The organism is Cognatishimia sp., assembly GCF_964229375.1.
Classification (GTDB): Bacteria; Pseudomonadota; Alphaproteobacteria; order Rhodobacterales; family Rhodobacteraceae; genus Cognatishimia.
This window is the reverse complement of the sequence record NZ_CAXREH010000066.1, coordinates 1-21,949: the sequence shown is the minus strand read 5'-3', so window position 1 is coordinate 21,949 and position 21,949 is coordinate 1. Positions and strand designations below refer to the sequence as shown.

21 protein-coding genes and 1 riboswitch are annotated in these 21,949 nt (G+C 57.9%); of the genes, 11 read left to right on the top strand and 10 right to left on the bottom strand.

The window, feature by feature from the left end:
• From ACEQWH_RS05150 to ACEQWH_RS05140, 3 genes are all read left to right on the top strand, one after another.
• Positions 1-687 (top strand): AMP-binding protein (locus ACEQWH_RS05150; RefSeq protein ID WP_370228644.1); only part of this gene is annotated, 687 nt, incomplete at its 5' end.
• Positions 674-1,876: an acetyl-CoA C-acyltransferase gene (locus ACEQWH_RS05145; RefSeq protein ID WP_370228643.1), complete on the top strand. Its 1,203-nt coding sequence runs from the start codon at positions 674-676 to the stop codon at positions 1,874-1,876. The genes ACEQWH_RS05150 and ACEQWH_RS05145, both read left to right, overlap by 14 nt.
• Positions 1,873-2,643, top strand: a complete 771-nt coding sequence (locus tag ACEQWH_RS05140) for an SDR family NAD(P)-dependent oxidoreductase (RefSeq protein ID WP_370228642.1) — start codon at positions 1,873-1,875, stop codon at positions 2,641-2,643. Before ACEQWH_RS05145 ends, ACEQWH_RS05140 begins: the two co-directional genes overlap by 4 nt.
• Here the strand turns inward: ACEQWH_RS05140 and ACEQWH_RS05135 are convergent.
• Positions 2,624-4,120 carry a malonyl-CoA synthase gene (locus tag ACEQWH_RS05135; protein WP_370228641.1) on the bottom strand — a complete coding sequence of 499 codons (1,497 nt, stop codon included), beginning with the start codon at positions 4,118-4,120 and terminating at the stop codon, positions 2,624-2,626. The genes ACEQWH_RS05140 and ACEQWH_RS05135 overlap by 20 nt on opposite strands.
• Positions 4,121-4,307: 187 nt before the next feature.
• Between ACEQWH_RS05135 and ACEQWH_RS05130 the strand changes: the two genes are divergently transcribed.
• Positions 4,308-5,939 carry an alpha-D-glucose phosphate-specific phosphoglucomutase gene (locus ACEQWH_RS05130; protein WP_370228640.1) on the top strand — a complete coding sequence of 544 codons (1,632 nt, stop codon included), beginning with the start codon at positions 4,308-4,310 and terminating at the stop codon, positions 5,937-5,939.
• Between the two features lie 14 nt (positions 5,940-5,953).
• On the opposite strand, the gene ACEQWH_RS05125 is transcribed toward ACEQWH_RS05130, so the two are convergent.
• From ACEQWH_RS05125 to ACEQWH_RS05110, 4 genes are all read right to left on the bottom strand, one after another.
• Positions 5,954-7,351, bottom strand: a complete 1,398-nt coding sequence (locus tag ACEQWH_RS05125) for an aspartate aminotransferase family protein (RefSeq protein ID WP_370228639.1) — start codon at positions 7,349-7,351, stop codon at positions 5,954-5,956.
• A gap of 5 nt (positions 7,352-7,356) precedes the next feature.
• Positions 7,357-8,826, bottom strand: coding sequence for an NAD-dependent succinate-semialdehyde dehydrogenase (locus tag ACEQWH_RS05120; protein WP_370228638.1), 1,470 nt, complete (start codon positions 8,824-8,826; stop codon positions 7,357-7,359).
• A 189-nt stretch (positions 8,827-9,015) separates the two neighbouring features.
• Entirely contained in the window at positions 9,016-10,095 is a 1,080-nt protein-coding gene (locus tag ACEQWH_RS05115; protein WP_370228637.1) for a cytochrome P450, read from the bottom strand.
• A gap of 116 nt (positions 10,096-10,211) precedes the next feature.
• Positions 10,212-11,129, bottom strand: a complete 918-nt coding sequence (locus ACEQWH_RS05110; RefSeq protein ID WP_370228636.1) for a bile acid:sodium symporter family protein — start codon at positions 11,127-11,129, stop codon at positions 10,212-10,214.
• 210 nt (positions 11,130-11,339) lie between these two features.
• On the opposite strand from ACEQWH_RS05110, the gene ACEQWH_RS05105 reads away from it, so the two are divergent.
• The 5 genes from ACEQWH_RS05105 to galE all read left to right on the top strand — a co-directional run bounded on the left by ACEQWH_RS05105 (position 11,340) and on the right by galE (position 15,533).
• Positions 11,340-12,194: a 1-acyl-sn-glycerol-3-phosphate acyltransferase gene (locus tag ACEQWH_RS05105; protein WP_370228635.1), complete on the top strand. Its 855-nt coding sequence runs from the start codon at positions 11,340-11,342 to the stop codon at positions 12,192-12,194.
• 100 nt (positions 12,195-12,294) lie between these two features.
• A complete protein-coding gene (locus ACEQWH_RS05100; protein ID WP_370228634.1) occupies positions 12,295-13,335 on the top strand; it encodes a Hint domain-containing protein in 1,041 nt (346 codons plus the stop codon).
• A gap of 94 nt (positions 13,336-13,429) precedes the next feature.
• On the top strand, positions 13,430-13,795 hold the full coding sequence (locus ACEQWH_RS05095; RefSeq protein ID WP_370228633.1) for a hypothetical protein: 366 nt from the start codon (positions 13,430-13,432) through the stop codon (positions 13,793-13,795).
• The gene (locus tag ACEQWH_RS05090) at positions 13,788-14,429 is read left to right on the top strand and encodes a DedA family protein (RefSeq protein ID WP_370228632.1); all 642 of its coding nucleotides are present in this window, start codon (positions 13,788-13,790) and stop codon (positions 14,427-14,429) included. The genes ACEQWH_RS05095 and ACEQWH_RS05090 overlap by 8 nt, the downstream gene beginning before the upstream one ends.
• Positions 14,430-14,540: 111 nt before the next feature.
• Complete coding sequence (galE, locus tag ACEQWH_RS05085; protein WP_370228631.1) at positions 14,541-15,533, top strand: UDP-glucose 4-epimerase GalE; 993 nt, start codon at positions 14,541-14,543, stop codon at positions 15,531-15,533.
• A 43-nt stretch (positions 15,534-15,576) separates the two neighbouring features.
• Here galE and ACEQWH_RS05080 read toward each other — a convergent pair whose 3' ends face one another.
• The 5 genes from ACEQWH_RS05080 to ACEQWH_RS05060 form a co-directional block, all read right to left on the bottom strand.
• Complete coding sequence (locus ACEQWH_RS05080; RefSeq protein ID WP_370228630.1) at positions 15,577-16,470, bottom strand: metal ABC transporter solute-binding protein, Zn/Mn family; 894 nt, start codon at positions 16,468-16,470, stop codon at positions 15,577-15,579.
• A 21-nt stretch (positions 16,471-16,491) separates the two neighbouring features.
• On the bottom strand, positions 16,492-17,367 hold the full coding sequence (locus ACEQWH_RS05075; RefSeq protein WP_370228629.1) for a metal ABC transporter permease: 876 nt from the start codon (positions 17,365-17,367) through the stop codon (positions 16,492-16,494).
• On the bottom strand, positions 17,360-18,124 hold the full coding sequence (locus ACEQWH_RS05070; RefSeq protein ID WP_370228628.1) for a metal ABC transporter ATP-binding protein: 765 nt from the start codon (positions 18,122-18,124) through the stop codon (positions 17,360-17,362). The genes ACEQWH_RS05075 and ACEQWH_RS05070 overlap by 8 nt, the downstream gene beginning before the upstream one ends.
• Entirely contained in the window at positions 18,124-18,300 is a 177-nt protein-coding gene (locus ACEQWH_RS05065) for a hypothetical protein (protein WP_370228627.1), read from the bottom strand. The genes ACEQWH_RS05070 and ACEQWH_RS05065 overlap by 1 nt, the downstream gene beginning before the upstream one ends.
• Positions 18,301-18,397: 97 nt before the next feature.
• Positions 18,398-18,607, bottom strand: a riboswitch (cobalamin riboswitch).
• 68 nt (positions 18,608-18,675) lie between these two features.
• A complete protein-coding gene (locus ACEQWH_RS05060; protein ID WP_370228626.1) occupies positions 18,676-19,314 on the bottom strand; it encodes a LuxR C-terminal-related transcriptional regulator in 639 nt (212 codons plus the stop codon).
• A gap of 207 nt (positions 19,315-19,521) precedes the next feature.
• Between ACEQWH_RS05060 and ACEQWH_RS05055 the strand changes: the two genes are divergently transcribed.
• Positions 19,522-20,748 carry an aminotransferase gene (locus ACEQWH_RS05055; RefSeq protein ID WP_370228625.1) on the top strand — a complete coding sequence of 409 codons (1,227 nt, stop codon included), beginning with the start codon at positions 19,522-19,524 and terminating at the stop codon, positions 20,746-20,748.
• Positions 20,749-20,773: 25 nt separating this feature from the next.
• Positions 20,774-21,949: malate--CoA ligase subunit beta (locus tag ACEQWH_RS05050; protein WP_370228624.1), on the top strand; the 1,176-nt coding region annotated here is incomplete at its 3' end.

The following is a 21,949-nucleotide window of genomic DNA, read 5'->3' as shown; positions in this document are numbered from 1 at the left end:
ACCACCGCGGGCGCAAAGCTGTCTCAAAACCTGTTGGCCGAGGTGCAAAATCTGGCCGCGAATGCAACCCTCACCGAATACTACGGGGCCTCAGAGCTGGGCTTTGTGACGACGGCAACCCATGGCACAGGCATCGCCGCCCCCCAGAGCGTTGGCACGCCTTTTCCCGGCATCGACATCGAGATCCGTACGCCGGATGCAGATGGAAATGGCGAGGTCTGGTTGAGAAGCGACCTCATCATTGATGACTATCTCTGGCGCGACGATGCCCACGGGTTTCGCTGCGTCGATGGCTGGAGCACCGTCGGCGATATCGGGCGCCTTGAAGCCGGGGCCTTGCATTTGGTCGGGCGCGCGGGTGGCATGGTGACCTCTGGCGGCAACAACATCTATCTCGACCAGGTCGCCCGTCATCTTGACACCCACCCCGATATCAAGACCGCCCTCGTTCTGGGTATTCCGGATCAGTATCTTGGCACAAAGCTGGTCGCCCTGATCGAGCCGCGCGCGCCTGCCCTGTCCGCGCAGGATCTGGTGGACTATTGTCAGGCATCCTTGCAAAAATACAAAATCCCACGCGCGTTTTTCCGCGTATCAGACTGGCCCGTCACAAGCAGCGGCAAAATCGCGACCAAAGAGCTTGAGATGTGGGTGACAGAAAAGGACGACAGGCTTGCAGCGCTTTGAACGCCCCGAAACGCACCAGCCCGTGATCATCGCGGCCCTGCGCACGCCAATCGGCCGAGCGGGCGGTGCTTTGCGCATGATAGAGCTTGAGGATCTGGCCGCACCCCTTTTGCAGAGCGTGACGCAACAAGCTGGCATTGCGCCTGCCGATGTGGATGACGTAATTCTTGGCAATGCCACTGGCGGCGGCGGCAATATTGCGCGTCTGGCGGCGCTTCAGGCTGGGTTCCCTGTCGAGGTCGCCGGCGTGACGGTCGACAGACAATGCGGGTCTGGTCTGGAAGCAATCATGCAGGCCTGCAATCTGGTCGCAGCGGGCGCAGGCGAGGTCTTTGTGGCGGGCGGCGTTGAAAGCACCAGCCGCGCGCCAATCCGGATGCGGCGGCCCCTGCGCGACGACGACGCACCCGAGCCTTATGCACGGGCCAGATTTTCGCCTGACACCATTGGCGATCCAGAGATGGGACTGGCCGCTGAAAATGTCGCGCAACAGTTCAACATCACGCGCGAACGCGCCGACGCTTTTGCGCTTCAAAGCCACGAAAGAGCCTGCCGCGCGCAGGCCCAGGGCCGCTTTGACGCTGAATTGGTTGCGATGACCCCGCCTGATGGGCCGCCTGTGACGCGCGACGAATGCCCTCGCCCTGATACGTCCATGGACAAACTGGCCAGGCTCTTGCCGGTGTTTGCCACAGACGGCACGGTGACGGCGGGCAACGCCTGCCCCTTAAATGATGGTGCAGCTGTTGTTGTCGTCACAAGCCTTGCCAAAGCACGCAGCCTGAAGGCAGCCCATGTGCTGTCTTATGAGGCAGGCGCAAGCGCGGGCGTTGATCCCAATGTTCTGGGCATTGGCCCGGTTGCCTCGACCTCCAAACTGACGGCCAAGCACCCCGACCTGCATCCCAAACACGCGCAATTCATCGAGTTCAACGAAGCCTTTGCCGCCCAAGTCTTGGCCTCGGTTGACGCGCTCGGCATCTCTGAACGCCGCCTTAATCTGGACGGAGGCGCTTTGGCGTTGGGGCATCCTTTCGGGGCATCGGGCGCTGTGCTGGTCACCCGCCTGTTTCATCAATTCCGCGCGCAGGCCGCACAGTGTCTGACCTCTGATCTTGGGGTTGCGATGATGGGGATTGGCGGGGGCATGGGCCTGACGGCCGCATTCCGGTATAAGGCACTGTCATGAGCTTTCGGTCCATCCTTATCACAGGCGCCAGCAGTGGCCTTGGCGCGGCGCTGGCACAAGCGCTGGCCGCGCCTGATGTGACGCTTGTGCTGGTGGGACGTAATCCCGAGCGGCTGACCGCCGTCTGCGAGACCTGTCAGCTTAAGGGGGCTACCGCCGTGCCGTTGGTGCTTGATTTGACGGATCAAACCGCATCGCTTGCGCGCCTTACCGAGGCTGACGCCACATATGAATTCGATCTGGCGATCGCCAATGCGGGTGTGGCCTATGGTAAAGAAACGCCCGAACTGGCCCGCACAACAACCGCGACAAACGTTATGGGTGTTCTCAGCACCATTCAGGCGGTCGAGCCCGGCATGGTCGCACGCGGTTCTGGACAGATCGGGTTGATCAGCTCGCTTGCCGCCTTTCGCACGTTGGGCGGCCCTGCAGCCTATGCAGCCAGCAAGGCTTGGGTCCGTCTGTTTGGCGAAGCATTGCGCGGGCGACTAGCCAAGAAGGGCGTCGGGGTCAGTGTGATCTGCCCGGGCTTTGTTGACACGCCGATGGTGGATGACCGCACACGAGCGCATTTTGGGCACGCGCTTATGCCCGCCGACCGTGCCGCCGCTAAAATCGTGACGGCGCTTGCGAAAAACCACGCACGCCTGTCATTTCCCACAGGATTTTCGCTCCGCACCTGGTTGCTGGCGGCGCTTCCGGCGTGGTGGACGGATCGCAAACTCCGCCGTGCTGCACGTAAGGCCGCTAAACAAAAAGATCTTTGAACATCTCGCGCAAGACGTTCTTTTGCACTTTGCCCATTGTGTTGCGCGGCAAGGCGTCAAGTACCACAAGTTTTTTGGGATGCTTGAACTTCGCCAAGGACACAGCAATGGCATCTGAAATCGCATCAAGGCTCAGGGTCTGATCAGGCATTGGAACCAGAACCCCCACGGGGCTTTCACCAAAATCAGGGTGCGGCGCTGCGATGACTGCGCTTTCCAACACACCGGGTTGGTCGTCCAAGATCTGTTCGATCTCTTTGGGGTAGATATTGAAGCCGCCCGAAATAATCAGATCCTTGTTGCGCCCCAGAATATGGACATATCCATCCTCATCCACCTTGCCCAAATCGCCAGTTATGAAAAAGCCATCGCTGCGCAGTTCCGCCGCTGTTTTCTCTGGCATCTGCCAGTAACCCTGAAAGACATTCGGACCGCGCACTTCGATGACGCCGATATCGCCTGCGGGCAGCGTCTCGCCTGTTTCTGGATCTGTGACTTTCAACTCAACATCCGGCAACGGAAACCCAACCGTGCCCGCCCGTCGCGCACCATCGTAAGGGTTTGACGTGTTCATATTGGTTTCCGTCATGCCATAGCGCTCAAGGATACGGTGGCCGGTGCGCTGCTCAAACTGCACATGGGTTTCCGCCAACAAGGGGGCCGAGCCGGACACAAACAGCCGCATGTGCTGGGCCAGATCCTTGGTAAAGCAAGGATCTGACAGCAGGCGCGTATAGAATGTTGGCACCCCCATAAGGCTGGTCGCTTTGGGCATCCATTCCAGCATCTGGTCTTTGTCGAACTTGGGCATAAAGATCATTTTGCCGCCAACAAGCATCATCACGTTGGTCGCCACAAACAGCCCATGGGTGTGAAAAATCGGCAAAGCATGCAGCAGCACGTCAGATCGGGTAAACCGCCATTCCGTGACCAAGGTGCGCGCGTTGGACAAGAGGTTGTCTTGCGACAGCATCGCGCCTTTAGAGCGCCCTGTGGTGCCCGAGGTGTACAGAAAGGCTGCCAAATCATCACCAGAACGCGCGACAGTCGCAAACTGAGTTATCCCAGCGGCTTTTTGGGAAAGGCTGCCGTCGCCATCCGCATTTATCGTTTCAACAGGCACGCCAATCTGAGCGATGTCTTGCGCTTTGGCAGCGTCACACACCACCAGTCGGGCGCCACTGTTCTCGACGAAGTACCGCAGCTCTTCCACTGTGTAGCCGGTATTCAACGGCAGAAATACGATTCCCGCCTGAATACAGCCCGCAATCAACGCCAGCGCCTGGGCTGACTTTTCGACCTGAATGGCCAGTCGATCACCGGGCTTAAGGCCCAGATCGGTGATCGCCTGTGCATAGCCCGCCGCCTGCGCGACAAAACTCTGATAGCTGATCTCGCGACCGTCAGGCAAAATCAGGAAGGTGTCAGGGTTCTGAGCGTGGCGGCCAAAAAGAGCGTCGTAAAGAGGGTTGGCCATGACAGCACCTGAAGTCTGATTAAAGTCAGATGTTTATAATCTGGCTCAAATCCGAAGCCAACACGTCCTGCACGATCGGTCAGGTCACCGTCCGAAATTTTCCCGGTTGATACAAATTGTTTATTCCAGTGCCCTATGCTTTTAAACTATGCTGAGCTCATCCATTTCAATTTCCATAAGTTCTCAAATGACGACGACAACACACGCAACAACGCCGATCGCCGGACAGAAACCCGGCACCAGCGGGTTGCGTAAAAAGACCACCGTATTTCAAAGCGACCGATTTCTCGAAAATTATGTGCAGTCCATCTTTGATGGCATCGGCGGCGTCACAGGCAAACGCTTTGTGATTGGCGGCGACGGGCGCTTTTTTAACCGACAGGCGATTGATGTGATCCTGCGCATGGCCGCGGCCAATGGCGTTGCAGAATGTATTGTGGGGCGCGATGGCCTGTTGTCGACACCCGCGGCCTCGCATCTGATCCGCCTGAACAAAACGGACGGCGGGCTGATCCTGTCGGCCAGTCACAATCCTGGCGGGCCGAACGCTGACTTTGGCCTCAAGTTTAATGGCGCCAATGGCGGCCCCGCTTCAGAAGCGGTGACAGAAAGCATCTATGCCTGCACCCAACGCATCGAACGCTATGCCATCCTGACCGCAGATCCTGTTGATTTAACGGTCGAGGGCACCAGCCGTCTGGGCGACATGACCGTGAAAATTATCGATCCTGTCGCTGATTATGCAGCGCTTATGGAAAGCCTGTTTGATTTTGAGGCCATTCGCGCCTTGTTTGCAGGCGGCTTCCGCATGGTGTTTGACGCGATGCTGGCCGTCACAGGCCCCTACGCCAAGGAGATCCTTGAAACGCGACTTGGCGCACAGCACGGCACTGTCATCAACGGCGAGCCCTCGCATGACTTTGGCGGCGGCCACCCCGACCCCAACCCCATTTGGGCGCGCGAACTGATGGCCCTGATGCACTCCGAAACGCCTCCTGACTTTGGGGCGGCATCTGACGGGGACGGGGATCGTAATATGATCACCGGGCCGAACCGCTATGTCTCGCCTTCTGACAGCCTCGCGATCTTGGCGGATCTGGCGCATTTGGCGCCTGCTTACAGCGACGGGCTGGCGGGCGTTGCCCGCTCGATGCCAACCTCTAGCGCGGTGGATCGCGTTGCGGCGGCCAAGGGGCTTGGGTGTTTTGAGACCCCCACGGGATGGAAGTTCTTTGGCACATTGCTGGACGCCGGCCGCGTCACCCTATGCGGAGAAGAAAGCGCCGGCACCGGATCAGACCACGTACGCGAGAAAGACGGTTTGTGGGCGGTTCTGTTGTGGCTGAACATTTTTGCCGCCACGGGCAAGTCGATGGACCAGATCCTTGCCGATCACTACGCCGATTACGGCCGCACCTATTACACGCGGCATGATTATGAGGCGATTGAAAGCGCGGCAGCAAATACTCTGATGTCCGAGCTGCGCAGTGCCTTGCCAAATCTGGCAGGCACCGAGGTTCAGGGCCTGACCGTTCAAGCGGCTGACGAGTTTTCCTATGACGATCCTGTGGATGGATCACGCTCTGAGGGGCAAGGCATCCGCATTATGTTTGAGGGCGGCGCGCGCGTGGTCTTTCGCCTGTCAGGAACCGGCACCGAAGGCGCAACGCTGCGCGTTTATCTCGAGCATCTGGAAACCGCCAAGAACCGCTTTAAAGCAGATCCGCAAAAGGCGCTGGCGCATGTCATTGACGCAGCCAACGACATTGCCAAAATCAAAACCCATACAGGACGCGACAAGCCTGACGTGATTACCTAACTCTGCACCCAGAGTTAGGCGATCTTTTGATACACGTCGGCGATCACATCCTTGGCAAACATGACATCCTCGCGGGTAGAGTCGAACTGACCGACCTGGAACCGAATGATCTTTTGGCCGCCAAACGCGCCTTGCGTCACATAAATCCGGCCATCGTCATTCAGCGCATCCACAAGCGCCTGCTGGGCTGCGTCATCGCCCGGACAGCGGAAAGAAAACAGGCTGAGGATCGGTTCTGTCACGATCTCAAACCCGTCCATGGCACGGATTTCTTCGCAGATCTCTTGCGCCCAAGCCACGTGATTGCGCAGCCGTGTCCGCAGCCCCTCAAGGCCATATGACCGGATCAAGAACCACAGCTTCAACGCCCGGAACCGCCGTCCCAGAGGGATCGTCCATTCGGAATAATTTGTCACTTCGGCGCCGGTGGTTTTAAGATACTCAGGCTCGATCTTCAGTGTGTTCAGCTGCGGTGTCGCTTCTTTCAAAAACTGGATAGAACAGTCGAATTGCGCGCCAAGCCATTTGTGCGGGTTGAACACGATGCTGTCGAACCCTTCGACATCCGCCCAAAAATCTGCCTGAAACTCTGGGCAGATCATAGCGGCCCCGGCCCAAGCCGCATCCAGATGGGTATAAAGGTCTTCGTCTTTGGCAACCTGAAGGATTGGGCCAAGCACGTCCGAGGCCCCGATGCCGGTGCCCCCGGTGATACCGATGATGCCTGCTGGGATATGCCCTGCTGCGCGATCAGCCTTGATTGCGGCCCGCAGCGCGTCTGCATCGATGGAATACCGCGCACCTTGCGTCGGCAGTTTCACAAGATTGTCCTGCCCGATCCCGGCAACCCAGCATGCGCGATCAATCGACGAATGCACCTGATCGGAACAATAAATGCGCAGGTTTCCCTTGGACGCAAGGCCTTCGCGGTTGCCGGTATAGCCGGTCGCGCGTTCGCGCATGGTCAGCACGGCCGACAAGGTTGCGGATGAAGCGCTGTCCTGAATGACGCCGGTCATACCTTCGGGCAATCCCATCGCCTGACGCAGCCAGTCCACCATGACGCCTTCCATTTCGGTCGCCGCCGGTGAGGTTTGCCACAGCATACATTGCGCAGCGATTGTGGTGACCAGCATCTCTGCCAGCATCGAAGGCGGCGCGGCGTTTGACGAGAAATAGGCGAAGAAACGCGGGTGTTGCCAATGGGTTATCCCCGGCATCACGATACGCTCGAAGTCACCGATGATGGTATCCATGTCTTCGCCCTGCTCCGGTGGCTGCGCCGCCAGTTGGGCTGCAATCTCTCCGGGCGCGGTCTGCGCCCGAACGGGACGCTCCCGAATGGTTTTGTGATAATCCCCCGCCCATTGCGAGATTTTTTCGCCCCATTCGGAAAACGTATCCCAGTCCATGCTGCCTATGCCTCTTCGATTCCGCCCATGCAGACGTATTTGGTTTCCATAAAGTCATCGAGACCATATCGAGATCCCTCACGACCCAGCCCTGACATTTTGACGCCGCCAAATGGCGCTTCGGCCGTCGAGATCAAGCCAGTGTTCACGCCAACCATGCCAAAGTCCAGAGCCTCTGACACGCGCCAGACCCGCGCAAGGTCGCGCGAATAGAAGTAAGACGCCAGACCAAAGTCGGTGTCATTCGCCGCCGTCACCGCTTCGCTTTCCTTGTCGAACTTGAACAGAGGCGCGACCGGACCAAAGGTCTCCTCGTTGGTGACCAGCATATCGCTTGTCACATGCGTCAGGATTGTGGGTTCAAAGAAAAAGCCGCCCAAAGCATGCGGCTTGCCGCCCAGCGCAACAGTCGCACCTTTAGAGGTCGCGTCCGTGACATGTTCCTGAACTTTCGCCACAGCGGCGTCGTCGATCAACGGACCAAAGGCGATACCTTCGTCAAAGCCGTTGCCTGTGCGCAGAGTCGCAACTTTGGCTGCGAGTTTTTCGGCAAATTCATCATAGACGCCGGATTGCACATAGATGCGGTTGGCGCAGACACAGGTCTGGCCGTTGTTGCGGAACTTGGCGATCACAGCGCCCTCGACCGCAGCATCAACATCCGCGTCATCAAACACGATGAACGGCGCATTGCCGCCCAGCTCGAGGCCCAGTTTTTTGATCGTCGGAGCACATTGTTTATACAGCAGCGCGCCGATTTGTGTTGATCCTGTAAAGGTCAACTTGCGGATGGTTTTCGAGCTGGTCAAAGATGCGCCGATGGGCACCGCGTCGCCGGTGACAACAGAGAAAAGACCCTTTGGAATCCCTGCGCGTTCGCCCAAGAGGGCTAAAGCAGTTGCAGACAGCGGGGTCTCGCTTGCAGGTTTCAGAACCATCGCGCAGCCAGCCGCAAAGGCGGGGCCTGCCTTGCGGGTAATCATCGCGCTTGGAAAGTTCCAGGGTGTGATGGCCGCAACGACACCGATCGGTTGTTTCAGGGTCAAAAGACGTTTGTCGGCAGCATGGCCCGGCGTCACATCGCCATAAGCACGACGGGCTTCTTCCGAGAACCACTCAAGGAACGACGCGGAATAGGCGATCTCGCCCTTTGCTTCGGCCAGAGGCTTACCCTGCTCTGCTGTCAGGACTTTCCCCAGATCATCCTGATTTTCCATCATCAGATCATGCCAACGGCGCAGCACCTGTGACCGCTCTTTGGCCGTGCGCGCGGCCCAGTCTTTCTGCACCACAGCCGCGGCAGCAATGGCCGCGTCGGTTTCAGCAGACCCCAGATTTGGAATGCGCCCGATCAGCTCACCTGTCGCTGGATTGGTCACGTCAATGGACGCGCCCTCGGAGGCTTCGATCCATTCCCCGGCAACATAGGCAGCGTTCACCAGCAGGCTCGGGTCATTCAATTGCAAAACAGACATGTCGTTTTCTCCGGAGGTCTTATTCAGTTTTTGGTTGTAAGTCATGCCCAGTTCCGCTGACCTGAGCAACCCCAACCGTTCGCAGCACCTAGACAGGAAACACGGCCAAATGATCGCACCAGTTTGCCAACATAGATGAGTCCAGCCAGAGCGGCCTGTGCGGCCGACTCTTTGTGGCGGCCGTAATGCCTATTGAAGCGAGACAGGCATCGCCAAAGCGCCCCGAAAGGCCCAACCCCCAAAGGCAACGTCGCCGGCCAGCGAAAGGTTGGGAAAACGCGCGAAAAGACTTGGGACTGCGATATCTGCCACCAGTGATTTTGACGCGGCTGCCCCGGCGCAAAAATGCGGTCCTGCGCCGAATGCGATGGACTTGCTGTTGTCGCGCAAGAGATCGAAACGCTCGGGGTCATCGAACACACGCGGGTCACGGTTTGCGATGCCAAACATGAAAAACACGCGCTGTCCTTCGGTGAAATCATAATCCAGCACCCGGTCCGCGCGGGCGACCTGACGCGGAGACATCCCGATCGGTGACATCCAGCGGGTGTATTCATTAAAGACGTCCAGATAGCTCGCCTGTCCTGCGCCAACGAGGCTGCGTTGATCGGGGTGCGTCAACAATGCCCAGACCATCCCGGCAATCACATCTCGCGGCTCGTTCTGCCCACCGGAGATCGCCAATTTCACGTTGGCTCGCGTTGAGTCCATGTTTAGACCCGCCGCCATTTGCACCGAAAGGAGTGAGGAGTCAGGCTCTGCCAGCAATTTGGGCGTCATCTGGTCGATATGCTGGTCAATATAGGCCGTCGCAGCATGACACCGTGCCTCGATCTCGGGATCGCCTGCATAGTTGGCGCAGCCATCCAGCATATGCTGGCTGACGCGGTCCATTTCATGGGCAGGCATTTCGGTCAATCCGGTGATGACCTTCAGCGCTTCGCCGCAAACCGGCATGGCAAACTCTGTCACAAGATCGCAGGGGCGCGAGGTATCAAGCCCATCCAAAATCCGGTCTGTCGCCTCTTGGAACTTGGCCGCCCATTGGTTCCGCACGGTTCTGGGGCTGAGGGTTGGAAAGGCAATCTTGCGCTCGGCAAAATGCTCGTCCCCGTCTTTGCGCATCATGTTTTCGCCCATGAGCTCGGTCATCAACCCGCCAGGTTGTCTGGACGAGAACACATCGATCCGTTTCTCTTGCGCGAAGATGTCGTCTCGCCGTGTGATCAGAACTGCGTTCAGCTCGGGCACATCCACCGCGGGTGCCATGTCTTGTATGCGTTTCAGATCCGGATAGGGGTCATGCCAGAAAGAAGATAAGTCGATTGAATAGTTAGGCGGCAATGGTGGATCCAGACGTTAAAGATTCGAAGTACAGGGCTTGTTTAGACCGAGACCTCCCGCCGCGCAAAGAACGTCGCAATCGTAATGCCAGACAGCAGATGCCAAATCCCCCAAAAGGCCGCGACGACCGCCATCCCGCCCAAGCCGCTGAAAAACCCAAATATCAGGATCAACCCCAACCCCGAATTCTGGATACCGGTTTCGATTGTCACGGCACGGCGGTCAAATTCCGACAGGTCAGTCAGCGTCGCCAGCCCATACCCGCCCGCAAGGGCCAGCGCGTTATGCAGCAAAACCAGCCCGGCGACCACTGCGGCAAACTGCAGGAACAGCTCCCAGTTTGCGGCCAGAGCGATCACGATGAATGCCACAAAAATCCCCATCGAAAGATACTGCATCGGAACACGAATGCGTGCGGTGATGTCTGGCCGTTTTGCATTCAGAGCGACGCCAAGACACAGAGGAAGAACCAGCATCAGGCCCACCGTTATCGCCACAGACACCGGATCAATCGAGGTCGCCCGCAGGATATCGCGGGTGGGCCCGTACAAACTGCCCCAGAACGCGATATTGAACGGGGTTAACAGAATTGCGCCGACAGTGGCAAAGGCTGTCATCGACACCGAAAGCGCCACATTGCCCTTCGCGCGATGGGTCATGAAATTGCTGACGTTGCCGCCCGGACAGGCTGCGACCAACATCAGCCCCAAGGCGATCGAGGGTCTGGGTTCTACCAGAAGGATCATACCGAAGGTCAGAGCTGGCAGCAGTAGGAATTGCGAAAAAAGCCCTGTGATCAAAGGCTTGGGGGCCGTCAAAAGCCGTCGGAAATCTGCGGTGGTCAGGTCGATGGCGATCGAGAACATCACCACCGCCAAAATCCCATTCAGGATCTGCAATCCCAAAGGCGAAAAGTTAAGCACCACATCATCGATGCCCGCAACAGCCAAAATCGCCATATCCCCGCTCCTCCCCAGAACCGGCCTGCGCCACGTCAGGCCTCGCTAGGCTTGCCTGTTGCGGGCGCTGTGTCAAACCCCCTGCCAGTTGACGTAAGCTTCCCTTACGTCAATCTCGCCAGTGATAGGAAAGTAAGATTTACATGCTAAAGATTGCATGACTCACGTTGAAAGGCCCTCTGTTTGAGCACCAGCGAAACAGATCACCCAATGGACGAACTCCTGCGCGCGCGCCTGCGTATTCACGAAGGCGCTGATCTGCCGTTGGCGATATTGCGGGGGCTGATGTATTCGGTCGATGCGGTTTTGCGGTCGACCACAGGACAACCTTTTTTTGCACTGCGTGAGGCCGAGGATGTATTGCGCGACCTCAAAGGCAAAACCGGCGCGGACCTTGTGTCTGCGATGCTGGACAGAAATGGCGGCACCACCTTGACCGCGCATGGCCTTGAAAACATTCCCAAAGAAGGGCCTGTGATTATCGGCTCTACCCATCCTATAGGCACCTTTGATTTTCTGGCGCACGCAGGCGCTTTGCGTCATCACCGGTCCGACGTGAAAGTGGTCGCAAACCGCGAAGCGGAGCGATTCTTGGGCAAGGATGGCCTCATTCCCGTTGATTTTGATCGCAGCGACAAGGTGCTCACTGCCCGTCAAACCCGCGACGGCATGGTGCGTCACCTGCAAAATGGCGGCGCAATGCTGATATTTGGATCAGGCAAAGTTCCTGATCGAAAGAACGGCCTTTTGGTGGAACCGCCCTGGCGGCCCGGCATCACGCGGATTTCGAAAGAATGCGACGTGCCGATCATTCCCGCTTCGCCTGACATGCGAAATTCCAAACATTATTACCGAACCCGGAAAATCGCCCGCATCCTCAGCGGCAACAATGCCTATATCGGACGCGAGGTGGCATCACTGCGCTATTCCTCGGAATTGCTGCATAAGCTTGGCGGCAGCTATGATCTGCACTACGGCCCTGCGGTCGCGCCGGGCACCCCACCGGCCGAGCTTCAGAAAATTGCCGAAGATCTTGTGCCGGGTCTTTACAAACCAGCGGCCTGACCAAAACAGCGCGTGGCCTGTGGCAAAGGACGCGATAGTGTAAACGCAGGATTAATTTCGCTGGATTATCCTGTAAGCGTACCAAGTTAAGGCCGTCGTTTTGGCAACATTTACGCTTCAATACGTGTATCAACTATCTGACTTCGATACGTCAGGCAGCAATCAGGCGCCGCCCGACGAAAGCGGTGCGAAAGCGGTAGGCAAACCTCCGTTTAATCTTCAGCTTCAGGATACGGCAGGCCCCCAGCAGTTGGAGGTATCTGATACCGACGACAATGCCTTTGATGAGATCAACAGCGGCGGGCAGACACTTCAATCCGATATTACAATTGATGGCACCACCTATCCCGCGGGATCAAAAGTTCTGGTGAATTATGAAATCACCACGGATGATGGGTTTTCTGGGTTCTCAATCACGTTGGGCGCGGAAAATAGCGGCAAGAACGTAACCACTGCGTTTGTCACCACAGAACCGATGGAACCGGGGCAGCTTTACAGTTTTACGTCCGAGCATAACATTGGGCGCGGCGATCGGGATTATGCCGATTTTGCCTGTTTTGCGCAGGGGACTTTGATCCGCACCCAAGACGGCGAAACGACCGTAGAAGATCTGCGGGAAGGCCAACGTGTAATCACGGAAAACGGCAGCAGCGCCATCTGCAAAATACTCAGCCGCACCCTGTCACGTCGTGATTTGCGGCGCTGTCCCTCGATGCGCCCGATCAGGCTTGTTGCTGGCGCTTTGGGCATGGGGTTGCCGCGCAACGATCTGATTTTGTCGCCGCAACACAAGGTGCTGATCCCCGCAGGAAAACGCGCCGTGGTGGCAGGTGTGTCGGATGCTTTGGTGCCCGCGAAAAAGCTGCAATCCCTACCCGGGGTTTTCACCGATCCCGCGATCAAGTCTGTCACCTATTTTCACATTCTGCTGGACGCCCATGAAATCATCTATGCAAATGGCGCACCGACCGAGTCCCTTTACTTGGGCAGCTTTGGGCTCTCGACGTTCTCAGAGCTGCAACGCATTGAACTGATGTCCCTTTTTCCAGAGGTGTCAGACCCCGACTTTGAGTGGCCCGAGGCGCGACCGATGCTGAGGCCGAACCAGCAAAGGCGGCTGGTGGCGCGACTGGCGCGATGACATTGGCCCCGCATTAAGCGCATTCCATGGCTGGGCCTGCGCCGAAAGCCCGCCTATAGTCGACCCGACGCATCGCCCAACTTCAGGAGGCCACATGTTCGCGCGGCTTAGACATCTTTGGGCAACCCGACGCCTGCCTTTCGTGGTCTTTTTCGGCTCGCTGGCCGTGGCGCTTTGGTTTGCAGGAAACTTTGTGGCCGAGGTGATTTACTGGAACGACCCGCGCCACCGCAATCAGGCGCTCGAGCCATGGATGACCCCGCGCTATGTGCAGCATTCCTATGCGCTCAGACCGAAAACTGTGGCCGAGGTCTTGGGCATTGACCACCCCTTCCCGGCCAAGATCAGAATGTCGGATATCGTGGCCGCGTCGGGCCAATCCTATGATGCGTTGACCGAAGAACTCCGTAGTCGGGCCGCGCTTGAGAAAGCCGAACGGAAGGCCCGCGGCGATGAGTGATACGCTGATCGGGCTGCTGCCGCTTTATGGGGCATATATCATTGCCTTGATCGTTGGCCTCAGTGCCATGGCAATTACCCTGCCAGCCTCGGTTCTGGTCGCCACTGCAGGAGGTTTTGCCGCCGCAGGCGATCTCTCACTTTGGCAGGTTGGCCTTGGTGCTTTTCTGGGGTTTTGCATTGGCGATCAATGCGCCTATTTCCTTGCGCGGTCCAAAGGCCCTTGGATCATTCGCAAACTGAAATCCAGCGAAAGCCGGGCCAAGCTGATCGGCCGCGCCGAGGTTTTTTTGACGCGCAATGGGGTCGTAGCAGTTTTGCTGTCGCGTACCGTGCTCAGCCCGCTTGGCCCCTATGTCACCTATATCAGTGGCGCCTTGGGGTTGGGCTGGCTGAAATTCACCAGCGCGGCGATGATCGGGGCCGCGATCTGGTCCAGCGCTTATAGCTATTTGGGGTATGTCTTTGCGGGCAACATCAGTCAGATTTCCTCGGCACTGGGCAATGCCCTTGGGTTTGTTGCAGCGGCGGGTCTGTTGGTCGCCAGCGGCTATTGGCTGTTTCGCAAACCCGCGTCGCAAAAAGCACGCGACACCAGTGACGCAGTCGCCCCAGAACGCGACAAGGCGGTCTGACCATCCAGACCTACACAGAAGACGGCTTTGATTTTGGCGGCTTTCATGCCAATAGAACGGTCATAAGCCACGCCTTGATGAGGCGGCACAAGGGACTTGAGGCGCAAAGACATGACAACAGGCAAAAACATTCTGGTCGTCGGCGGGGCTGGCTTTATCGGATCGCATACAACGCTGGCGCTGTCTGAGGCCGGATATAACGTCACCGTCTATGACAATTTCTCAACCGGCCATCGCGACGCCTGTTTTGACCTTGATGTGGTCGAAGGGGACCTGTCCGATCAACCCAAACTGACGGCGGTTCTGAAGGACAAGGATATCGCCTGCGTCGTGCATTTTGCGGCGCTGATCGAGGCCGGGCAATCTGTGATCGATCCATATGCGTTTTATGAAAACAACGTGGCAGCGACATTGGCTTTGCTGCAGGCGATGCGGGCGGCAGATGTCGGCCATCTGGTGTTTTCCTCAACGGCTGCTGTTTATGGCAATCAGGACGTTGATATGCTGTCCGAAGATCTGCCGAAACAGCCGGTAAACCCTTATGGCCACAGCAAACTTATGGTCGAGACGGTCCTGCAAACGGCGGTTGACGCCTATGGATTAACCTCGGTCGCCTTGCGCTATTTCAACGCCTCGGGTGCGGATGCCAAAGGCCGCACGGGCGAGCGTCACGATCCGGAGACGCATCTTATCCCCTTGCTGATCCAGGCCGCCTTGGGCCAGCGTGACCATTTCAAAATTTTTGGCACCGACTACGACACGCCCGATGGCAGCTGCATCCGCGACTATATCCACGTCAGCGACCTTGCTGCGGGGCATGTCGCGGCGGTGGGCTATGTCTTACGCAGAACGCAGCCTTCTTTTGAGGGCATGAACCTGGGCACCGGCACGGGCCACAGCGTGCGCGAGGTGGTCGATACGGTGAAACGGGTGTCCGAGCGTGATTTCCGCGTCGATGAATGCCCCCGGCGGGCAGGCGATCCGGCCAAACTGGTGGCGGATTCCACGCGTGCGCAGCAGGCATTGGGGTGGCACGCACAGCACAGCGATCTTGACACGATCGTGCGGGATGCCTGGCATTTTTTCAGAACACGCAATCGCTAGCGCCATAAAAAAGGGCCCCGAAGGGCCCTTTTGGATGTTAGGTCTAGCTTTGGCCTGCGCTTTCCAGCGCGCTCACCAATGCACCCAGATTGTGCTGGAACATCGCCAGATAGCTGGTCGCCGGACCACCACGCTCTGACAAAGCATCCGAGAACAGACGCCCGCCGATTTTCAGACCGGTTTCCTCAGAGATCTGCTCCACCAAGGCGGGGCTGGTGATGTTTTCCACGAACAGCGCCGATGCGCCCTGCTCTTTCAAAGCGTCAATCAACGCGGCCAACTCTTGCGCCGAAGGCTCTGCCTCGGTGTCGATCCCAACAGGGGCCAGGAAGGTCAGCCCATAGGCATCCGCCAGATAGCCAAACGCATCATGCGCAGTCACGACGGTGCGACGATCCGCTGGTAGGGCGTTCAGTTTCTCGCGCGTTTGCGTGTCCAGCGCCATCAGTTCGGCCACATAGGCTTCGGCGTTAGCCTGAAAGTCATCCGCATGTGCTGGGGCGACGTCGGACAGAACGGCCGCAATGTTCTGCACATAGGTGACACCGTTCAGCAAAGAGTTCCAAGCGTGCGGGTCAACTTCGCCTTCTACCATGACCGGCGTGATCCCGGCGGTCGCAATATTGACAGAGCCCTCGGTTCCAGATTCCGCAATCAGCGTGTCTGACCAAGTTTCAAACCCCATCCCATTCACAAAGATCACATCGGCCTGTGCAACCGCACGCGCATCGGCCACAGAAGGTGTATAGACATGCGCGTCCGCATCAGGGCCTACGATGGTCGTGACGTCGGCATAGCTACCGGCAACCTGTTCTACCATGTCTCCGAGAATAGAGAAGCTGGCAACAATCTTCAGCTCGTCAGCGGCCGCTGGCAAAGCCATCATCGCAAGAGACACAGAGGCAACGCCTGTGCGGATTGATTTAAGAACGGTCATGCTTTCCTCATTAATACAGCACTAGGGGTCTAGGGGGGTGTCCAGATCGGACGGGGTTCGCGCCTTTGGGCCAAATCCCAAAGGTGCACAAACTACGGAAATCAAAAAGATGACACCGGCCACCAGCACAATGGCCGGGCCAGACGGTGTATCCGCAAAGATGAAAGACAGGGTCAGGCCAATCCAGCAGCTCAAAAGGGAAAAGACAAAGCCCAGGATCAATTGCCCGGTGATGGTTGCCGCCCAATACCGCGCCGCTGTGGCTGGCAGGATCATCAAGCCAACCGCCATCAGGGTGCCAAGCGTTTTGAACGCCGCAAGCAGGTTCAGCACCAAAAGCAACATAAAGCCCTGCTCGACAATCCAGGGATAGCGCGCGCGGGCTTCAAAAAAGACCGGGTCGCAGGTGCTGACGATCAGCGGGCGCAACAGAACCGCGAAGGTTAACAGAGTAACTGTGGCTACGCCCCCAACCAGCAGCATCGAGGCATCATCGATCCCAAGGATAGAGCCGAACAAAAAGCTTTTGAGTGGCACAGCCGAGCCAGCGGCGGACAGAATGAAAATACCGGCCGCCAGCGCAATAAGGTACAGAGAGGCCAAGCTTGCATCACTGCGCAAAATGGTTTTGCGCGCGAGAAACGCTGTGAGGATCGCCACCCCAACGCCGGCAATCAACCCACCCAACAAGAGCGACACGACAGACAGACCCCCGACGACAAAGCCAATGACCACGCCGGGGGTAATCGCATGGGCCATGGCTTCGCCCGCCAAAGACAGGCGTCGCAGAACCAAGAAGGCTCCGACAGGGGCCACGGATGCCGACAGAACCGTCGTCGCCACAAAAGCCCGTTGCATGAAAGCAAAGCTGAACATCTCGGCGAGAAAATCAAACATGGTCTGCCCCCGATGCGCTTTGCATCGTGGCACGGCGGAACATCCAGTCGGCCTGACTTTCCGACATATAGTTCTGGCGCACCAGATTTGTGGGGGTCAGAACGTCGTTCACTGGCCCATGGGTGGCCGCGCCTCCGCCCAGCAACAGCGCATGGGTGCAATGATCCAGCACCGATGACAGATCATGCACGACCAGAACAACCGCACGCCCTTCGTTGCGCCAACGGCCTATGATGCCCAGCAGATGCGCTTCCGTCTGTTGATCGACCGCGGCAAACGGCTCGTCCAGAATGATCAATGGCGCATCCTGCAAGATGACCCGCGCAAAAAGGGTGCGCTGCAACTGACCGCCGGACAACGTGTGAATTGGCTGATCGGCGATTTTCAAAACACCCGCCTCGTCCAGCGCAGCAGCGACGCGCAGCTTGCCAGCCTTGTCCAGACGTCGGCGCATCCCAAAGCCGCCCCATGCCCCCATCGCGGCCAGATCGCGCACGCGGATCGGAAACAGGCTGTCAAACTCTGACATCTGCGCCAGATAGCCGATTTCCTTTGGTCGACCTGACGGCCATTGCACAGACCCAGCAAGCGGCGGCAGCAGGTTCAGCATCATTTTCACGAAGGTGCTTTTGCCCGCGCCATTTGCGCCCAGAACCGCCAGAGTCATGCCGGGTTGGATTTGAAACGACAGGTTTGTGCAAAGCACTTTGCCGGGATAGCCGAGAGAGACCTCCCGGACGTCACAAACGGTCTGCATCAGAGCACGGTAAAAATCGCGACCCAGAGGACAGCGGCGAAGACCAGAGCACCCAGAACCAGCCCAAGCGTGCTGAACTCGGTCAGGCACCAGCTGCGTCCGGCAGAGCCTTTACCGATGGGTGCAGCCCAAGAGGTTTCGGTCTCTGTCTCGCTCATGTTGGACAAATAGCTCATGCTGACCTCCGAAAGAACGGGGGGCAGTTGGACCCAAAATCTGTGTCGACGACGCTCGTCTGATACATGTTGCCTCCTCCAGGACACCCCGCCTGGGCTAGAAATTACACTGGATGGCAGGTCTCCTGACTTGCGGGTCGCTGCTCTCCCGATCCTTCCCAGGCCTAGGCCCAGTGGATGTCTTCGGGATCGCTCGCCGCCTACAGTTGCGGGGGCAGTCACGGAATTGGCACCAAGGCACCGCACCGTGTTCCTTTTTCAGTTCACAGCACTAAGTACTATGAACACCATCAATTGCCCTGTCGCACAGCTGGCGCGATGAGTCTAATGATTTTTGAGATTTCTTCTCGCGGGTTCCGACCAGAGATCTTGCGATCAAATCCCTGAATTCGTTTGCGCCGCAGCGGCAAAGTAATAGGCGATGGCCTGTGTCCGGTTCTTGACCGACAGCTTTTCATAGATGTTAGACAGGTGAAATTTCACAGTATTTGGCGACACACCAATGCTTTTCGAAATTTCGCGGTTGGTTTGCCCCGTCGCCAAGGCATCCAGTATCGCGCGCTCTTTTTTGGACAGGCTGCTGATCGGATCCTGATTCATTTTCCGTACGTCAACGAATGGAAAGACCATCTTGCCCCGTGCCACCTCTGCGCAAGTGTCCAACAGATTCTCCACCGCACTGGACCGCGACACGAATCCTGCGGCGCCAACCTCCATCGCGCGCAGGGGGGTGTCGTTGGTGACATCGCCGTAAATCACGATCTTTGGCGCGCGCTCTTGCTGGCGCAGAACCTCGATCAAGCGCGGCGCGCCCAGCACTGGCAGCGACCAATCCAGCACAGCAACCGCAACGGGAACCCGCATCGCCATGCCCAAAAACCCCTCGGCCGTGGCGGCGGTTGCAACCAGCGAAAACCGTTGATCGCGTTCAAAAATTTCTGACATGGCCGACAAAACCAACGGATTTCCATCAGCCAACATGATGTCCACAGGGTGGTTTGCGGTCGTTTGCATTTTGTCATCTCCAATTCAAAAACCTACCCATATTGGTAGGTCTTATTTGGGTATACCATAGTATTTCCACCGTTTCGGGTAGTTATTTACCAACCCAAATAGATACCCAAATCTGTAGTTATGAATATTGCGCAATTGTCGAAATACAAGTTTTTTCTGCAGATCGAATGCGCAACCACAGCGCGACACTCTCGTAAAGGGCCTCACATGACCGCGCTCCTGTACCCACCGCTTGAAATACCCGAAACCCTTGCCGCAGGTCCGGGGCCAGGCAATACCGACGCCCGCGTTCTGGCAGCCTTTGCCCGCGCCGGAGTTGCAGACCACATGCAGGCCGACGTGCTGCGGGGCATGGTCGAATGCAAACATATGCTGCGCCAGATTTGGGGCACGGCGAACACATATACCTTTGCCGTCGCAGGCACAGGTTGGAGCGCGCTGGACACGATGTTCTCGGCCGTCATGCCTGGGGACACAGTGGTTGCCTTTGCCAACGGCACATTCTCGGGCATCGACGCGCTGGCCCTGCGCATCAAAGCGGCGACCCCGCAGGAACATGCCGCCAACCCCATGGATCCCGACGCCGCAAGTGTGACCGTCGTCAATGTCCCACACGGCCAATCCGTGAAAGGCGATCAAATCGAGGCTGCATTGGCCGCGCACAAACCCAAATGGGCTTTCATGGCGCATTGGGAAACCGGGTCAGGCCGGATGAACGACCTGAAGGGCTTTTCTGATGCCTGCGTGAAACACGGCGTCATGGGGTTAATCGATGCGGTGTCCTCGCTAGGCGTCGAAGACTTTTCGATCGACGACTATCCCGGCATCGCGGGCTGGGCATCGTGCCCGCAAAAGGGCCTGTGCTGCCTGCCCCTGACCTACGCCCCTGTCAGCTTCAGCGATGCCTATATCGAAAGCCTCAAGGCCTCGGGTGCCTATTCCTTTGTGCACAACCCGATCTTCGAGGCGCGCCACTGGGCCATCGTCGATGGCCAAGATGTTGAAAAAGGCAGCTATCACCGCACGCATTCCGGCTATGCCGTTGCAGCCTTTCACGAAAGCCTGCGCCTGACCCTGCAAGAGACTTTGGCCGTCCGTGCCGCCAAGTACCGCCGTTTTGAGGCCATGTTGCGCGACGCCGTCACCGCGATGGGGTGCGAGGTTACATCGGACATGACCAGCCTCGTGGTGCTGAACCTGCCTGCTTCGCTTGCGGGGCGTGAGATGGATCTGGTTCAAGCCTGCCGCGCAGACGGGTTCGGCATCTGGCCCACCCTGTCTGCACCAGTGCAGGTGCGCATCGGCATTCTGAACCAACTTTCCGAAGCAGCCGTGCATGACATTGTCAGCCGGTTTGCCGCCGCGCTGCGCAAGATGGGCGCAACGCTTGATCAATCCGCAATCGACTCCGCGCTCTCGCTCGAAGCCGCCTGACTGTCCAGTCTACAAGGAGACCACCATGGACATCCACGAATACCAAGCCAAGGAAATCCTCTCGAATTTCGGGGTCAAAGTTCCGGCTGGTGCCCTGGCCTATAGCCCCGAACAGGCCGCCTACCGCGCGCGCGAACTGGGCGGTGACAAATGGATCATCAAGGCTCAGGTCCACGCCGGCGGGCGCGGCAAGGCGGGCGGCGTTCAGCTGTGCACGTCCGACGAAGACATCTATTCCGCCTGTGAAAGCATGTTCGGACGCAAACTGGTCACGCATCAGACCGGACCCGAAGGCAAAGGCATTTACCGCGTCTATGTCGAAGCCGCTGTGCCCATTGACCGCGAGATCTATCTGGGGTTCGTGATGGACCGCTCAACCCAGCGCATCATGATCGTGGCCTCTTCTGAGGGCGGTATGGAAATCGAAGAGATTGCCGAAAAACGCCCTGACAGCATCGTGCGTTCAACGATTGAGCCAGCGGTTGGTCTGCAAGACTTTCAAGCGCGCGAAATCGCTTTTGCACTTGGCATTCCCTCTACACTGACTCAGCAGATGGTCAGAACCCTGCAGGGGTGCTACGCGGCCTTCCGTGACTCGGACGCGACCATGGTTGAAATCAACCCGCTGGTTGTCACCACCGACGACCGCGTTCTGGCGCTGGACGCAAAGATGAGCTTTGACGACAACGCCCTCTTCCGTCGTCCCGAGATCTCTGAACTGCGCGACAAAAGCCAAGAAGATCCACGCGAAAGCCGCGCCGCGGACCGTGGGCTGGCCTATGTGGGTTTGGACGGCAACATAGGCTGTATCGTGAACGGCGCAGGTCTGGCCATGGCGACCATGGACACGATCAAGCTCGCTGGAGGCGATCCGGCAAACTTCCTGGACATCGGCGGCGGTGCCTCTCCTGAGCGGGTGTCAAAAGCCTTTCGTCTGGTGCTGTCTGACAAGAATGTTCAGGCGGTGTTGGTCAACATATTTGCCGGGATCAACCGCTGTGACTGGGTTGCCGAGGGCGTCGTGCAGGTCCTGCGCGAGCTCAACCTGGAAATTCCGGTTGTCGTACGACTGGCTGGCACAAACGTCGAGGAAGGTCAGAAAATCCTCGCTCAATCCGGCCTGCCCGTCATCCGCGCAAACACATTGATGGAGGCCGCCGAGCGTGTGGTTTCCGCTTGGAAACACGACGCTGTTGCGTCC

Bases quoted from the DNA above. Each gene is read 5' to 3' on its own strand.
- ACEQWH_RS05105 (WP_370228635.1), top strand. From the start codon at position 11,340: ATGGACGAACTCCTGCGCGCGCGCCTGCGTATTCACGAAGGCGCTGAT.
- ACEQWH_RS05080 (WP_370228630.1), bottom strand. From the start codon at position 16,470: ATGACCGTTCTTAAATCAATCCGCACAGGCGTTGCCTCTGTGTCTCTT.
- ACEQWH_RS05055 (WP_370228625.1), top strand. From the start codon at position 19,522: ATGACCGCGCTCCTGTACCCACCGCTTGAAATACCCGAAACCCTTGCC.
- ACEQWH_RS05120 (WP_370228638.1), bottom strand. From the start codon at position 8,826: ATGTCTGTTTTGCAATTGAATGACCCGAGCCTGCTGGTGAACGCTGCC.
- ACEQWH_RS05070 (WP_370228628.1), bottom strand. From the start codon at position 18,124: ATGCAGACCGTTTGTGACGTCCGGGAGGTCTCTCTCGGCTATCCCGGC.
- ACEQWH_RS05075 (WP_370228629.1), bottom strand. From the start codon at position 17,367: ATGTTTGATTTTCTCGCCGAGATGTTCAGCTTTGCTTTCATGCAACGG.
- ACEQWH_RS05140 (WP_370228642.1), top strand. From the start codon at position 1,873: ATGAGCTTTCGGTCCATCCTTATCACAGGCGCCAGCAGTGGCCTTGGC.
- ACEQWH_RS05130 (WP_370228640.1), top strand. From the start codon at position 4,308: ATGACGACGACAACACACGCAACAACGCCGATCGCCGGACAGAAACCC.
- ACEQWH_RS05090 (WP_370228632.1), top strand. From the start codon at position 13,788: ATGAGTGATACGCTGATCGGGCTGCTGCCGCTTTATGGGGCATATATC.
- ACEQWH_RS05095 (WP_370228633.1), top strand. From the start codon at position 13,430: ATGTTCGCGCGGCTTAGACATCTTTGGGCAACCCGACGCCTGCCTTTC.
- ACEQWH_RS05115 (WP_370228637.1), bottom strand. From the start codon at position 10,095: ATGGCACCCGCGGTGGATGTGCCCGAGCTGAACGCAGTTCTGATCACA.
- galE (WP_370228631.1), top strand. From the start codon at position 14,541: ATGACAACAGGCAAAAACATTCTGGTCGTCGGCGGGGCTGGCTTTATC.
- ACEQWH_RS05125 (WP_370228639.1), bottom strand. From the start codon at position 7,351: ATGGACTGGGATACGTTTTCCGAATGGGGCGAAAAAATCTCGCAATGG.
- ACEQWH_RS05110 (WP_370228636.1), bottom strand. From the start codon at position 11,129: ATGGCGATTTTGGCTGTTGCGGGCATCGATGATGTGGTGCTTAACTTT.
- ACEQWH_RS05065 (WP_370228627.1), bottom strand. From the start codon at position 18,300: ATGAGCTATTTGTCCAACATGAGCGAGACAGAGACCGAAACCTCTTGG.
- ACEQWH_RS05060 (WP_370228626.1), bottom strand. From the start codon at position 19,314: ATGCAAACGACCGCAAACCACCCTGTGGACATCATGTTGGCTGATGGA.
- ACEQWH_RS05135 (WP_370228641.1), bottom strand. From the start codon at position 4,120: ATGGCCAACCCTCTTTACGACGCTCTTTTTGGCCGCCACGCTCAGAAC.